Here is a 13,279-nt window from a genome sequence, read left to right on the forward strand (position 1 = left end):
TCATGCCTGGCACAACCCAGTTCTTCACCCCGCCAAGCAGCTTCACTGCCTCATCCATACCAATCAGCGCCCATGGCACCACCATCACCTATGCGGACGGCTCCCAGTGCCTTGATGGGATCTCCGGCCTATGGAACGTCCCTCTTGGCTACGGGCACCAAGGGGTGGCCGACGCCGTGCATCAAGCGCTCCTGGAGGCCTCCTACCTGACCTGTTTCCGCTCCACCCACAGGTGGGCCGAGCGCGCTAGCGACGCTCTATTGAAGGCAGCCGGCCCGGGGCGCTATGGGCGCACAATCCACGCCACATCCGGGTCCGCGGCCCTCGACTCCACGATGAAAGTCGTCCGTCAGATCCAGATACTGCGCGACGAGCCGAACCGCCGCGTGATCGTATCCCTCAAAGGCTCCTACCACGGCACCACCCTGGGCGCCATGTCCCTCACGGGAGAGGACCTGGGGCAAAAGATGTACGGCATCGATACCCGCATGATCCGCCACGTCGATCACCACCGCCCTCGCGACCTCGAGCGTCTTCTGGACCGAGAGGGCGACAGGATCGCCGCTGTCGTCCTGGAGCCGGTGCAGGGCTCCGGCACCCACGTCGTCGGTGAGCAGTTCCTCGCAGCAGTATTCGAGGGGCGCAGACGTCATGGCTACCTGATTGTCGCCGATGAGGTGGCCACAGGATTCGGCCGCACTGGACCGCTGTTCGCCAGCCAGGCGTGGGCAGAGGACCCGGACATCCTCGTCACGTCCAAGGGCCTCACCAACGGAACCCAAGCCGCCTCGGCTATCCTTCTGTCACACACGGTGACCCAGACACTCGATGAGACCGACTCCCCCTTCATGCACGGGGAGACCCAGGCCGGGTCCCCCGCCTCCTGTGCAGCTATCCTCGCCACTCTGCGCGCCTTCGAGGAGGAGGACATCCTCGGCCACGGACGCCTCGTCGCGGCCCATCTCGACGCCCGCATCCGAGCAGTGGTGGAACGTGTTCCCGGCGCCAGCTCGACCGGCACCGGATGCTTCCGCTCCATACGGCTCCCCGGCAACAGCGATATTCCCGGCATCGTCTCTCGGTGCCGGGCCCACGGGGCCGTCGTCCAACCCGGCCCCTCCTCTATCCAACTCGTTCCAGCCCTGGTCTACACACCCTCCGCGCTCGATCACCTCATGGATCGGGTTGAGGACACTATCGCGAGTCTCAAAGACTCGCACGGGACGGTAGCCGCATGAGTACCACCCCCCTTGTCGCTCAGGCGGGCCCTGAACTCGGTATCGGCTCCTGGCAAGCCGCGATCCCCCCGGGCAGCGGAGTCGTGCTCATCGACGATGCCGTGAGGGAATCAGTCGCGTCCGCCCTGCCTTGTGACACCCTTATCATTCCGGTGCATCAGACCACAGACGCCAGGACCGTACGCGCCACCGCGCTTCTCATCGAACGAGCTGACCCAACCTGGGTCGTCGGCATCGGAGGCGGCGCGACCATGGACCTCGCCAAACTCGCCGCAGTCGCTGCTGAGTGCCCGGGTTTCATGACTCATATTGAGCGCGCCTCCATCAGATGCGGCCATATCCGTCTTCCCCGAGCCAGACGCCGTCGTCGCCTCCACCTCGTCCCCACCACCATAGGCACAGGTTCTGAGTCGAGTCAGGGCGCATGCTTCGATCACCCTTTGGAGCCAAGAACTCCTGGGGAGAGAGCCCGGACACTCGTGACCAGCCCTGCCCTCGCAGCCAATCAGGCATGGCTCGACTCCTCCTTGCTGACCAGCCTCCCCGAGATCCTTGTCCGCGAGGGACTTGTCGAGGCGCTCAGCCGGGTCCTCGTCAGCGCCGTCGTCTCGCCCTCGTTCCTGGCGCCCCCGGAGTGGGAGGCGGAGATGCTCACCAGTAGACTCCTAGCGCTCCTGAGCAGAATTTCCGGCACTCACTCCCTTGACGAGCGTTTTCTCAGAGAGGCCTCCATCGCCTCGACACTCACTCACCGAGGTACCAGCCTCTTAGGGCGCGGCCCCGCACCCTCACCGCTCTGGTTCGTTGCCACGGAGATGTCAATGACAGCGCACACCCGTAAAAATCAGGCCATCTGTGCCCTTCTCGGACACTGGGCCAGGCTGGTCATGGACGGCCACCACGAATGGGGAGACCCTGAGCGCCTCACCTCCGTGTGGCCGCTGCGGGGAGAAGACCCCAGAACCGTCATCCGCCGCTGGGGGCTGGTCGATCATGTGACCTGCGCTCCTGGCATGACACTTCGCTCCGTGGAGCGCATTGAGCAACGTTGGGGCGGGAGACTACCTATGATGTCACGCTTTTCTCGCCCACAGCTCCTCACTCTTGTCAAAGGGGCCATGAAGGAGCGAAATGATGGCTGATTTCCGAGTTGTATTTGACCCCGCCTCCGGATTGGTAGACCAGGTCCACGTACGCCCACCCGTACCCGGTTGCCGGATGCTGTGGTCGATAGGGGCGACTCTCGGTCCGGCACCTCAAGAAGAGTCCTTCCGCATCGACCTGGCTGGGGCGTGCGGCCCACGCCGCAGCGAGACTCTCGTGCGCGCCGCCGGTGAGATCGTCGAGCGCTGGGGGGTTACAGCGCAGGAGCACCATGGCCCAGCACCCACGTACCCTGACGCCGGTCCGTCAGGAGCCGCGGCCGGACCGAGCACCACATTCTGTCGTGATCGCGGACTAGGTGAACTAATTGAGCGAGACGCCGCAATGCGGGGGTGGTACACGTGCGAGGGGATCGTTGAGCTCGACTCCGCCACTCTCCTGCCTGAGCTCGGCGATCTGCGCCAGCCCGTGGAGTCCTGCTGCGAGCAGGGTGCCCAACTCATCATGCTGGCACTGCCCTCGCGATGCAGGGACCTGGAGGTCATCATGGGAGTGCTCGTGCACTCAGAACCCGGCATCGTCGCCTGCGGGTTGGGATGCGCATCCACCCGCCGACAGGCTTCCCAGACAGCGGTACGGGAAGCCTGCCAGATCCACGACCTCTACACGGAGATGCAGCAGGCACTAGGACGTCCGAGCACGCCCACAGCTATCCGTGACGACCGCGACCGGGCATGGTGGTGGGGCTCTCCACAAAACGAGGCGGCCTTGAGGCACTGGCTCACGCTCGTCCGTGAACGTTCCGGCAGCGGGAGCGAGCTGGAAGTTCTGGGCTGGGACGAGCTACTCGAGTCATCCGTTTTCGTGGACCTCACAGACCTCCTACCGGAACCGGTTCGCCGGACCGGATGGTGCGCAGGTAGGACTGAGAGCCCAGATCTGGTCCCCCTCGTCATGGATGAAACCGCCGCTCCCGCTCGAGCGCTCAGCAGCAGCGCCCCGCACAATCTGCCGCATCCGATCATCTGATCCGGATGCGGCAGGCCACGGGGCCGGACCTCCATCCGCGCAGCCAATCGCTCATGGAACGCCCCCACACGCACAGCGCCAGCCCTCAGCTACGCACACCACCCGACTAGCTGCGTCACGAGAACCTCTTGACATACTCACGATTCATCCGGTAGCAAAGTTTCGTGAGAATCCTCTCTTGCCCTCCTTTCCCTACTTTCACCCACAGCCACAGGTGGTCGGGTGGGCGTCTACGGAGCGCATCCCGATCCCAGCAACGATACATTGCTATCGGAGCCATGGTTGGTGTCGCCAACCTGGTACTCATGCTCACCCTTACCGACTCACCCAGCACAGAACGCCTCATTTTTCTTCTCTTAACAGTTATCATTCTGTCCTTGATTCCTGCATACCCCATACCAGGATCCCTCTGCTACCTGGCCCTCTGGTTTGCGCTCCTTCAGGTACCGCACGTTCCAGCCAGCGACATGACTATCACCAACGCAACCTTCTTTTTTTCTTGGCGATATTTCTCCCATTGCGGGTGGCAGTCATTCTCGCGACAATCGTCCCGGTGACGATCATCATACCAACAGGCCCTATCTCGGATGCAGTTTCTCAGTCGTTCCTCGCAGCCTGCATGTTTCTTTCCGGGAAAATGCTGAAACGTACGGAGACGAGGTTAGAAGAAGAGGTCTCCGCCGTGACGGGGCAACTGGCATCCGTTCGCACCGAGATTGCGCGCGAGATGCACGATCTCGTCGCATACTCGATGTCTCAAACCGCATTGCGAGCACAACGCGCAGCCGCAGACTCCTCCTTCCCTCCTGCCGCCCGACAGGAGTTCACCAGGATCAGTTCCACCGCAACCGACGCGCTTCACGAACTGCGGCTGGTGCTACGCGCCCTGCGAAACAACGATGAAAACTCTGACCGAACACACGCCACCGGGTTGGGAACCGTGGTGCTGGATCTTGAAGAATCGATCCGAGCTGTTGCCGATGACCTGTCCGCATCCGGTTACTCCGTGACCTATCAGTGCAGGGGAGGCGGGCACTACAACCGTCTTCAAACCGCTATCCTCTCCCGGGTACTTCGGGAGATGAGCTCCAACGTTCTCAGGCACGCGGACCACCATCGACCAGTCACCATCACCTTAAGCCAGGAGGTGGATAAAGCTCGCCTAGTGGTGACCAATGGGGTCTCCCTTTCACATCATACGTTCCCCTCCTCCGGGATGGGGATTCTTGGTATGCAGGAAAGACTTTCAGCCATTGGCGGCTCACTCGATACGCTAATGGACAACGGCACCTGGCTAGCATCCGCCTCCATCCCTCTCTCACAGCCACCTACACTCGCAATAGAGGATGAGTCATGATCCGTATTGGTATCGCAGACGACGACGCCCTGGTTCGTCAGACACTGGGGGATCTTCTCTCCAACCAGGACGACATTGTCGTTGCCTGGACAGCCAAGGACGGCCAGGAGGCACTCGACCTCTTCCGCTCCTCGAAGGTCGACGACGAGGTTCGGGCCGTTCTCGTGGACATCCAGATGCCCAAGATGGATGGGCTTACACTGGCTAAAGCACTTCTCGAGGAGAACCCAGATATTGCGATCCTTATCCTGGCCACCTTCACGGCCGACTCCATCGTTGACGACGCCATAGCGTTGGGGGCACGTGGATTCGTCGCTAAGGAGGATGGCGCGTCATCCTTGGCCGGCGCCATCCGACAAGCGGTCGCGGGCAATCTCGTCCTGTCGCCAACATCGTCGGCCATCATCAGCGACCAGGCCAGACTATGGATGAACGGCTCTGCCCATCCCCAGGAGTCCACCGCGAGGCCGACACAGACACGCCAGCCCCCTCCTCAGCTCCCCTATGGAATCACCCTCTCAGAGCGAGAGCACGAAGTACTGACACTTGTCGTCGACGCTAAGACCAACAAGCAGATCGCAACCCGGCTGGGGCTCAGTGAGGCCACGATCAAGACTCACGTCTCCACGATCATTGCCAAACTCGGAGTCCAGGACAGGGTGGGAGCAGTAGTCTACGCCCTGCAGCACAATCTGATTTGAGCGGGCTCATCCGATCTGCCTATCCGGATGGGTGATCCACTCGTTCACCCAGCACGAGATACTTGGTACGTTACCAACATCGACATCCGGAAAGGTAGAATCATGCCCTACTTCACCCTCTCACTTACCTCTGCTCCTTTCAGCAAGAGATTCGACTGGTTAAGCTTCTGGAAATGGAGCATCCTTCTTTAATCTGAAAAAATTCATAAGATATGATTTCTCACAGCACTAGGCAAGAAGATCCGACATTGCTGAGTCAACATCAACTATCGCTCCCAAACCAACTGATATCTCTCTCTGCACCGCTGCGTCCCTTCATTGGCCGTACGCGACGCCTCACACATCGCTTCGGTCTACTGGTCACGGTGTTAGCAGCATTCACCGCCTTCGGCCCCTCGGCCTACTCGGTGCCCCTGGAGCCTTCGCCTCCCAACGGCACCTACGTGGCCCTGGGCGACTCCTACGCCTCCGGAGTCGGGGCACCGCCCTACGCCAGTGGCACGGATGTCCAAGGCGGTAACGGGTGCAAGCGGGCCGCGGGTGCCTACGCCCACCAAGTGGCCGGCCAGACCGGCAAGACACTCGACTTCGGCGCCTGCTCAGGAGCCCGGATCCCCGACTTCTACAACCCCAGGACCTCCTGGAACGAGCCCGCCCAGCTCAACCACCTGAACTCCTCCACGAGCCTGGTCACCTTCTCCATCGGTGGCAACGACGCCGGCTTCTCCACGATCCTCACCAAGTGCATCACCGCCGCCCCCTTCACCACCTGCTCCGGCAACAAAGAGGTCTCCGAGCAGGTTGACGGCGCCATCAGCGCCCTGGCCGGCAAGACCACGCGCGCGGGTATCACCAGCTATGACACGCTCGTGGCCGACATCGCCGCCCGCGCCCCGGGCGCAACCGTCGTCGCCGTCGGCTACCCGCGCATGTTCACCCCGCAGGGAGCCGGCCAGATCCTCCCAGTACCGGGGCGCTGCGAAGGCGTCACCAAGGTGGATCAGCGCTGGATCAACGCCAAGACCAACGAGATCAACGCCGCCGCCAAGGCCGCGGCCCAGCGCCACGGCTACCGGTTCGCCGACCCCTCCGGTTCCTTCGCCGGACACGAGCTGTGCGGCAAGCAGTCCTCCTGGTTCGACGGCCTCATCAACGACGGACGCTTCCACCCCAACGCCGCCGGCCACAAAGCCATCGCCGGCTCCGTCATGGGCGTCCTGAAGGAGCAGCCGGCCGCCGCACAGGAGCTGCCCGCCGCCGCACACGCGCAGGTGGACAACACGCGCCCCGCCGGTTCCTTCACCCTTGCCCGCAATGGCGACCAGCTGGCCCTGGACGCCTCGGCCTCCACCGACTCCGACGGCACGATCGCAAACATCGACTGGTACATCCAGCGCGCTGACGGCTCCGAGGAGATCCTCACCGGGGCCCAGGCCACCGCCACCGTGCCCGCCGATGAGCAGGTCTCCGTCACCGCCGTCATCACTGACAACCAGGGCAAGGAGGACTTCACCACCCAGATCGCCCCCGCCGCCTGAGCCGCCACGCGTTCCTCCCGGCGGGTCGCCCCTGCGCGGCCCCGGTCGTCGAACGCACACCCTCAGTGACGTGAGCGGGCGGGCCGAGTGCACCTCGGCCCGCCCGCTGACTCGTTGGCTACGCGCCTACTCGTTGCCGTGGCAGGTCAGACCCTTCTTGGGCATGGTGCCGGAGATCAGGTAGGCGTCGACGGCGTCGTTGACGCAGGAGGCGTCGCCGCCGTAGGCGGTGTGCCCATTGCCCTCCCAGGTCAGCAGCTGGCCGGAGTCGAGCTGCTCGGCCAGGGACTTCGACCAGGCGTACGGGGTGGCCGGGTCCCCGGTGGTTCCCACCACGAGGATCGGCGCCGCCCCGCGGGCATGGATCTGCGTGGGCTTGCGGGTCCCGTTGTGCCCCCACACGCTGCACACCAGGTCCATGCCGACCGCGGTGTTCCCGAAGACCGGGGCCTCTCGCTGGGCCTGCTCGTACTGCGCGGCCCAGGTCGTCTTGTCGCCCTCCACCGGGTAGTCCAGGCAGGTGACGGCCTGGAAGGCCCCACCGCCGTCATCCTTCGAGGAGGTGTCCTGCTCCTCGGAGGCCGCGAAGGCTGAGCCGTCGCGGTGGTTGATGGCCTGGTCGAGGGCCTTGTTCAGGGGCTCCCAGTTCTGCTCGGTGGTGTAGAGGTACTCGCTCAGGGCGGTGACAATGTCCGCGCCGGTCACGGTGCGGTTCGGGTCACCGGTCGCCAGGGGCGTGCTGTTGGCGGAGGTGATGAGGTCGCGGATCTGCTGGACTCCGGCGTCAGTGCCCCCGCTCAGCGGGCAGCCGGTGGAGTTCTGGCAGTAGTCCACGTAGGTGCGCAGCGCCTGCTCGAAGCCCTTGGCCTGCCCCAGTCCCTGCTCGGCGAGGGATAGAGAGGGGTCGATGGCGCCGTCGAGCACCATGCGGCCCGTGTTGCCGGGGAAGGTCTCGGCGTAGACGGAGGCGAGGTAGGTGCCGTAGGAGAAGCCCAGGTAGTTCAGCTTCTCCTGGCCGGCCAGCGCCCGCAGGATGTCGAGGTCCCGGGCTGCGGAGACGGTGTCGACGTGGTCGAGCAGGGCGGCGGGCTCGGTGTTGGCGGCGCACTTCTCGGTCAGCTCCTGGAAGGACTGCCGGGTCGACTCCGCCCACTCCTCGTAGGAGTCGCCGCCCGAAGCGGTCCCGGCGGAGGCCTCCGCGGAGGGCTCAGTACCTGCCGACGGCGTGCCCGAGGCCGACGGCGAGGCCGTGGCCCCAGCCGAGGCGGAGGGCTCAGCGGTGCCGGAGGATGAGTCGTCGTCGCTGGAGCAGGTGATGGCCGTGGAGGAGCCGACCCCGCGCGGGTCGAAACCGATGATGTCGTAGGCCTCGAGCAGATCGGGGCTGAAGGCGTTGCCCGCCCGCTCGGCGAAGGAGACCCCGGAGTCGCCGGGACCACCGGGGTTGATGAACAGGGCGCCCTGGGCGTGGCCGCCGGTGGCGGCGCGCTTCTTCACGGCGATCGAGATGGTCTCGCCCTTGGGATTGGCGTAGTCCAGGGGGACGGTGATGACGGCGCAGCTGAAGGTGGCCGTGTCGGTCTCCTCCTCGGAGGAGCCGGCCGTCCCGGTCGCGCCGGTCGCGCCGTCGGCGCTCGGGGTGGCGGTGGTCTGCGCCGGGGCCGTGGCGGCCGTCGTGAAGGCGCTCGCCTGGGCGGTCTTCTCGGAGGCCTTCTCCACGCCGTCGGTGGCGGCGCAGGGGTACCAGGTGACGGCCTGGCGGTAGAAGGACTCCAGGCCGGAGGGAATCGGGCCCGGGACGGTGGCCGAGCCGCCCGCTGCGGCGGACAGTCCCGTCCCGCAGGCGCTCAGGCACCCGCCGACGAGGACCGCCAGGGCACTGATGCCCGTGCGACGACGGCGCGGTGCGCCGCCTGTCATCGAGGACTGCGCGGACGTCTGCGCCGCGCTGGCGCGCCCTGGATCGACCGGACGCCGCCTTGGTGTTCTTGTCATGCGCGGCATCTTACGAAGGCCACCTGTGTCCCCCATATGCCCGGCGTGTTCGTCGGGTAAGTCACGCGGTCGTACTCTGAACTCTCTCGCGGCATCACCCTCGTCCGCGCGGGAGCACGATCACGAGGCGAACAGGTGCGAGACCTCTCGCTTCTGGCGCCGCCCGGGGACGGTCAGGGCCAGGTGGATCGCGACGGCGAGCATCACCGCGGCCCCCGCCCCCAGGCTGACGCTGAGCCCCGCATCCGTGGCGGAGCGGACCAGCGGTGCCAGGTGGGAGCGCATGTCAGCCGTCATGGCGGTGGGCCAGCCGTCCAGGGCCCGCAGCCCCTTGCCGGAGGCCACCAGGGAGATGAGACGCTCCCGATCCGCGGCCCGCCCCAGGACACCGATCTGCGGGGCCGTCGTCATCACGCTCCGGATGACGCGCTCATAGCTCACACCCATGACCGCGACCCCCATGACGATGCCGAGCTGCCGGGCCGAGGCGGAGAATCCTGAGGTCATCCCCGCGGTGTCCTCATCGGCCGAGGAGACCGCCAGCTGGTTGACGATCGTCCCGGTGGCCCCGGTGGCGGCCCCCGCCAGGACGAGCCCGGGAATGAGGACCAGCCAGGTACTCGAACCGCGCAGGAGCATGAGCAGGCAGGAGCCGACGACGCCGCCCAGCACGATTCCCAGCAGGCTCGCCCTGGCTCCGTGGCGTCTGACCGCTCCCCCGCAGGTGGCGGCCACGATGAGGGCGGAGGCGCTGAAGGGCAGGAAGCACAGTCCGGTCTGGGCGGGGGTGAGCCGGTAGATGTTCTGCGCGTACAGGGACAGGAAGGCCATCGGGCCAATGAGGGCCGCCTGGATGATGAAGCCGACCAGGACGCTGCCGGCATAGGTGGGTTCGGTGAGGATCGAGACGTCGACCATGGGGCTGGCCGATCGTCTCTCGACGAGGCAGAACGCGGCGAGCAGCACCGCCGAGCCGGCCAGCAGGGAGACGATCACGGGCGAGGCCCATCCCCACGTGTTGCCCTGGAGGAGCGCCAGTGTGAGCGCCCCCGTCATGGCGACGCACAGCACCGTGCCCGGCCAGTCGACCTTCCTGGATGCCGCCTTGCCCGCAGCGCCGCCCCGGTCCGCGCCGACCTCGGGAACCCAGCGCGATCCGAGCCAGACCGCCAGGCCCACCGGGACGTTGACCCAGAAGATCGAGCGCCAGCCCGCCATCAGCACGAGCCCTCCGCCAAGGAGCGGGCCCAGGGCGATCGCCGCACCGGAGACCGCGCCGTAGACACCGATCGCCCGCGCCCGGGCGGGGCCGGCCTGGTAGCGGTCCGAGATCATGGGGACGCCCACGCCCAGGAAGATCGCGCCACCGACCCCCTGAATGAAGCGGCTCCAGTCCAGGACACCGACCGACGGCGCCAGCGCGCAGACCAGGGAACCGGCCGTGAACAGGACAACGCCCCAGCGGAAGAGGCGCAGCCGCCCCACCGACCCGCTCAGCGTCGCCGCCGACATGAGGAGTGTCCCCAGCGGCAGGGTGTAGGCGTTGACGACCCATTGGAGCTCGCTCAGCGACGCCCCCAGTGCGGCCCCCATGTCAGGCAGCGCGACGGAGACGACCGTGACGTCCAGGACGTTCATGAAGCTGGCGGTGCAGATCAGCAGCAAAACGAGTGTCTGCCTCACATGGCGCACCTTTCGCGAGGGTTCCCGGGTGGTGGCACGCGCCCCCAGACCTAAACGACCGCCACACAGATTAACACCGGGGCGACCACCTGTGCGCAGCGCTCACCCGGCTGCACGACCGCGCGGTCGTAGGGTAGGTCGCGCGGTCGCACCCTTGAACCCTCGATCTCGAGGCACAAGGCACGACCGCGCGAAGGCGGGCGCCTGGCCCGCCGCAGAGAGCCTCAGGCCCCGACGGCGCGCAGGTGCCCCAGCACCTCGGCGTGGGCGGTCGGGGTGCCCACGAGGAGCGAGCCGGCGCGGCGCACGTCGAAGGGCGCCCCGTCCATCCGGGTGAGGACCGCGCCGGTCTCGGTGCACAGCAGCGCACCGGCCGCGACGTCCCAGGGCTGGAGCCGCGGCTGGGCGTAGACGACCGCGCCGCCCGCGGCCACCTCCGCCATCTCCAGGGCGGCCGCCCCGTAGCAGCGCATGCCGCGCGAGGCCTCGATGGCCTGGCCGATGCCCGCGTCCTGCGTGAGCTGGTAGTGGGCGATGAGCATGCCCTCGCTCAAGGGCAGGTCCTCCAGCCGCTCCAGGGCCCGCGGCTCCGCGTCGCCGGTGCCCGCCGACCCCGCCAGAAGCGGCTGCACCCATGCGCCCCGCCCGCGGATGGCCGTGTAGAGCCGGCCCGCCACGGGGTCGGCGAGGACGGCGAGCGTGGGCACGCCGTCGTCGACCAGGGCCAGGGAGATGGCCCAGTCGCGGTGGGTGGCCACGTAGTTGAGGGTCCCGTCGATGGGGTCGAGCACCCAGGCCCGCCCGCGGTAGGTCTCGAAGTCCTCGACACGGTGCGCCTCCTCACCGTGGATGGGGACGCCCGTGGCCTCCAGGTGGCCGGCGATGCGCTCCTCGACGCCGCGATCGACCTGGGTGACCAGGTCGTTGCGGTGGGCCTTGGCCTCGATGCGCAGCTCCTCACCCGGGTCCAGGGCGAAGGCGGCCGCCTGGCGGACCGCAGCCACCCCGCGGGCGAGCAGCTCCTCCAGGCAGGCCGACGACGTCGGCCCGTCCGACGGCTCCGGTGTCACTGACCCACCACCGGCACTCACGACTGGAGCTCCTGCTGCCTGGCGAGCCGGCGGCTGTGGACGAACCAGGCCACGCCCAGCGTCACCAGCCACAGGGGGGCGGCGAAGAAGACCGCGACACGGGTCTCGAACGCCAGGGTGAGAGTCCAGATGACGAAGAGGAAGAAGGCCAGGCTCAGCCATGCCGTCACCCGCCCACCGGGCATGCGGAAGACGCTGGCCTCGTGCAGCTCGGGCCGCAGGGTGCGGAAGCGCAGGTAGCTCACGACGATGATGCACCACACGAGGATGAACAGGACGATGGCCACCGACGTCACCTTCGTGAAGGCCTCGATGATGGAGTCGGATGTATAGAGCAGCGGGATCGAGGTGAGCAGGCTGGCGCAGGTGACGGCCAGGGACACACCCGGCACCGAGCGGGTCGTCAGCCTGCGGAAGACGTGGGGGGCGTTGTCCGCCCAGGACAGGCCGAAGAGCATGCGGGAGGTGGAGTAGACCCCGGAGTTGGTGGATGACGCCGCGGCCGTGAGCACCACGAAGTTGACGACGCCGGCGGCCACACCGAGCCCCGCCAGCGAGAACATGGCCACGAAGGGGCTTGCCTCGGGGTTGATCTCCCGCCACGGCGTGACGGCCATGATGGCCGCCAGCGCCCCCAGATAGAACAGGACAATGCGCACCGGGATGGCGTTAATGGCCCGGGGAAGGGTCACCTCCGGGTCCTTGGCCTCGGCGGCCGCGGTTCCCACGAGCTCGGTGCCCACGAAGGCGAAGATGGCGATCTGGAAGGCCCCGAAGAACCCGCTCGCACCCTTGGGGAACAGGCCTCCGCTCCAGATGTTGGAGATCTGGGCGTGGGCGCCGTTGGGCGCTGTGAAGCCCATCACCACCATGACGATGCCGACGGCGACGAGCGCCATGATGGCCACGATCTTGATGATGGAGAACCAGAACTCGATCTCCCCGAAGGCCTTGACGGTGGCGAGGTTGAGGACGAACAGCAGGACCACGGTGGCCACCGGTGTGACCCACTGAGGCAGGTCCGGCCACCAAAAGTCCATGTATCCGGTGATGACGATGACCTCGACCACGGCCGTCACCAGCCAGCACACGTAGTAGGTCCAGCCCACGAAGAAGCCGGCCCACGGCCCGATGAGGTCGTGGGCGACGTCGGCGAAGGACTTGTAGGACAGGTTGGACAGCAGCACCTCGCCCAGGGCCCGCATGACCAGGAAGAGGAAGAAGCCGATGACCGTGTAGACGAGGAACACACCGGGGCCGGCCAGGGAGATCGTCTTCCCCGACCCCATGAACAGCCCGGTTCCGATGGCCCCGCCGATGGCGATGAGCTGGACGTGGCGGTTGGTGAGGTGGCGCTGGAGCTGGGGCTCGGCGTCGTGGTCCACCATCTGGTCGAGGTCAGGCCGCTGAGGCGGCGAGAACTCGGCCGCCGAGGTGGAATCGGCGGGCGGCGGCGTGAGGGGCATCTCGTCTCCTGATCGTGGGTGACGCCACGAGCCTAGCGCTACCAGGTTCATCCCCGATTCACACGGGTAGGCTCGGC

General features: G+C 66.5%; 10 protein-coding genes. 6 read left to right on the forward strand and 4 right to left on the reverse strand.

Annotation, left to right across the window (positions count from 1 at the left end; all coding sequences use genetic code 11):
- Positions 1 to 2 precede the first annotated feature (2 nt).
- The 6 genes from mpaD (at position 3) to HMPREF9058_RS07910 (ending at position 6,967) form a co-directional block, all read left to right on the forward strand.
- On the forward strand, positions 3 to 1,238 hold the full coding sequence (mpaD, locus tag HMPREF9058_RS07890; RefSeq protein WP_009406919.1) for a daptide-type RiPP biosynthesis aminotransferase: 1,236 nt from the start codon (positions 3 to 5) through the stop codon (positions 1,236 to 1,238).
- Complete coding sequence (locus HMPREF9058_RS14015) at positions 1,235 to 2,380, forward strand: iron-containing alcohol dehydrogenase (protein WP_009406879.1); 1,146 nt, start codon at positions 1,235 to 1,237, stop codon at positions 2,378 to 2,380. The genes mpaD and HMPREF9058_RS14015 overlap by 4 nt, the downstream gene beginning before the upstream one ends.
- Positions 2,381 to 2,456: 76 nt before the next feature.
- Positions 2,457 to 3,371, forward strand: a complete 915-nt coding sequence (locus HMPREF9058_RS14020) for a YcaO-like family protein (protein ID WP_368072135.1) — start codon at positions 2,457 to 2,459, stop codon at positions 3,369 to 3,371.
- A gap of 553 nt (positions 3,372 to 3,924) precedes the next feature.
- On the forward strand, positions 3,925 to 4,728 hold the full coding sequence (locus HMPREF9058_RS13620) for a sensor histidine kinase (RefSeq protein WP_175284710.1): 804 nt from the start codon (positions 3,925 to 3,927) through the stop codon (positions 4,726 to 4,728).
- Complete coding sequence (locus HMPREF9058_RS07905) at positions 4,725 to 5,429, forward strand: response regulator transcription factor (protein WP_009406884.1); 705 nt, start codon at positions 4,725 to 4,727, stop codon at positions 5,427 to 5,429. Before HMPREF9058_RS13620 ends, HMPREF9058_RS07905 begins: the two co-directional genes overlap by 4 nt.
- Before the next feature lie 365 nt (positions 5,430 to 5,794).
- Positions 5,795 to 6,967: an SGNH/GDSL hydrolase family protein gene (locus HMPREF9058_RS07910; protein ID WP_009406724.1), complete on the forward strand. Its 1,173-nt coding sequence runs from the start codon at positions 5,795 to 5,797 to the stop codon at positions 6,965 to 6,967.
- 126 nt (positions 6,968 to 7,093) lie between these two features.
- On the opposite strand, the gene HMPREF9058_RS07915 is transcribed toward HMPREF9058_RS07910, so the two are convergent.
- From HMPREF9058_RS07915 to HMPREF9058_RS07930, 4 genes are all read right to left on the reverse strand, one after another.
- Positions 7,094 to 8,971: an alpha/beta hydrolase gene (locus HMPREF9058_RS07915; protein ID WP_009406897.1), complete on the reverse strand. Its 1,878-nt coding sequence runs from the start codon at positions 8,969 to 8,971 to the stop codon at positions 7,094 to 7,096.
- Between the two features lie 111 nt (positions 8,972 to 9,082).
- Complete coding sequence (locus tag HMPREF9058_RS07920) at positions 9,083 to 10,645, reverse strand: MFS transporter (protein WP_009406811.1); 1,563 nt, start codon at positions 10,643 to 10,645, stop codon at positions 9,083 to 9,085.
- A gap of 224 nt (positions 10,646 to 10,869) precedes the next feature.
- The gene (locus HMPREF9058_RS07925) at positions 10,870 to 11,736 is read right to left on the reverse strand and encodes an inositol monophosphatase (protein ID WP_009406923.1); all 867 of its coding nucleotides are present in this window, start codon (positions 11,734 to 11,736) and stop codon (positions 10,870 to 10,872) included.
- On the reverse strand, positions 11,733 to 13,202 hold the full coding sequence (locus HMPREF9058_RS07930) for an amino acid permease (protein WP_009406799.1): 1,470 nt from the start codon (positions 13,200 to 13,202) through the stop codon (positions 11,733 to 11,735). The genes HMPREF9058_RS07925 and HMPREF9058_RS07930 overlap by 4 nt, the downstream gene beginning before the upstream one ends.
- Positions 13,203 to 13,279 lie beyond the last annotated feature (77 nt).

Origin of the sequence: Actinomyces sp. oral taxon 175 str. F0384 (assembly GCF_000223355.1) — a bacterium.
Taxonomy (GTDB): domain Bacteria; phylum Actinomycetota; class Actinomycetes; order Actinomycetales; family Actinomycetaceae; genus Actinomyces; species Actinomyces oris.

What these genes read in the sequence shown, in the direction of transcription:
- HMPREF9058_RS14020 (WP_368072135.1), top strand. Translation starts at nt 2,457, where the DNA reads ATGCTGTGGTCGATAGGGGCGACTCTCGGTCCGGCACCTCAAGAAGAG.
- mpaD (WP_009406919.1), top strand. Translation starts at nt 3, where the DNA reads ATGCCTGGCACAACCCAGTTCTTCACCCCGCCAAGCAGCTTCACTGCC.
- HMPREF9058_RS07930 (WP_009406799.1), bottom strand. Translation starts at nt 13,202, where the DNA reads ATGCCCCTCACGCCGCCGCCCGCCGATTCCACCTCGGCGGCCGAGTTC.
- HMPREF9058_RS14015 (WP_009406879.1), top strand. Translation starts at nt 1,235, where the DNA reads ATGAGTACCACCCCCCTTGTCGCTCAGGCGGGCCCTGAACTCGGTATC.
- HMPREF9058_RS07905 (WP_009406884.1), top strand. Translation starts at nt 4,725, where the DNA reads ATGATCCGTATTGGTATCGCAGACGACGACGCCCTGGTTCGTCAGACA.
- HMPREF9058_RS07915 (WP_009406897.1), bottom strand. Translation starts at nt 8,971, where the DNA reads ATGCCGCGCATGACAAGAACACCAAGGCGGCGTCCGGTCGATCCAGGG.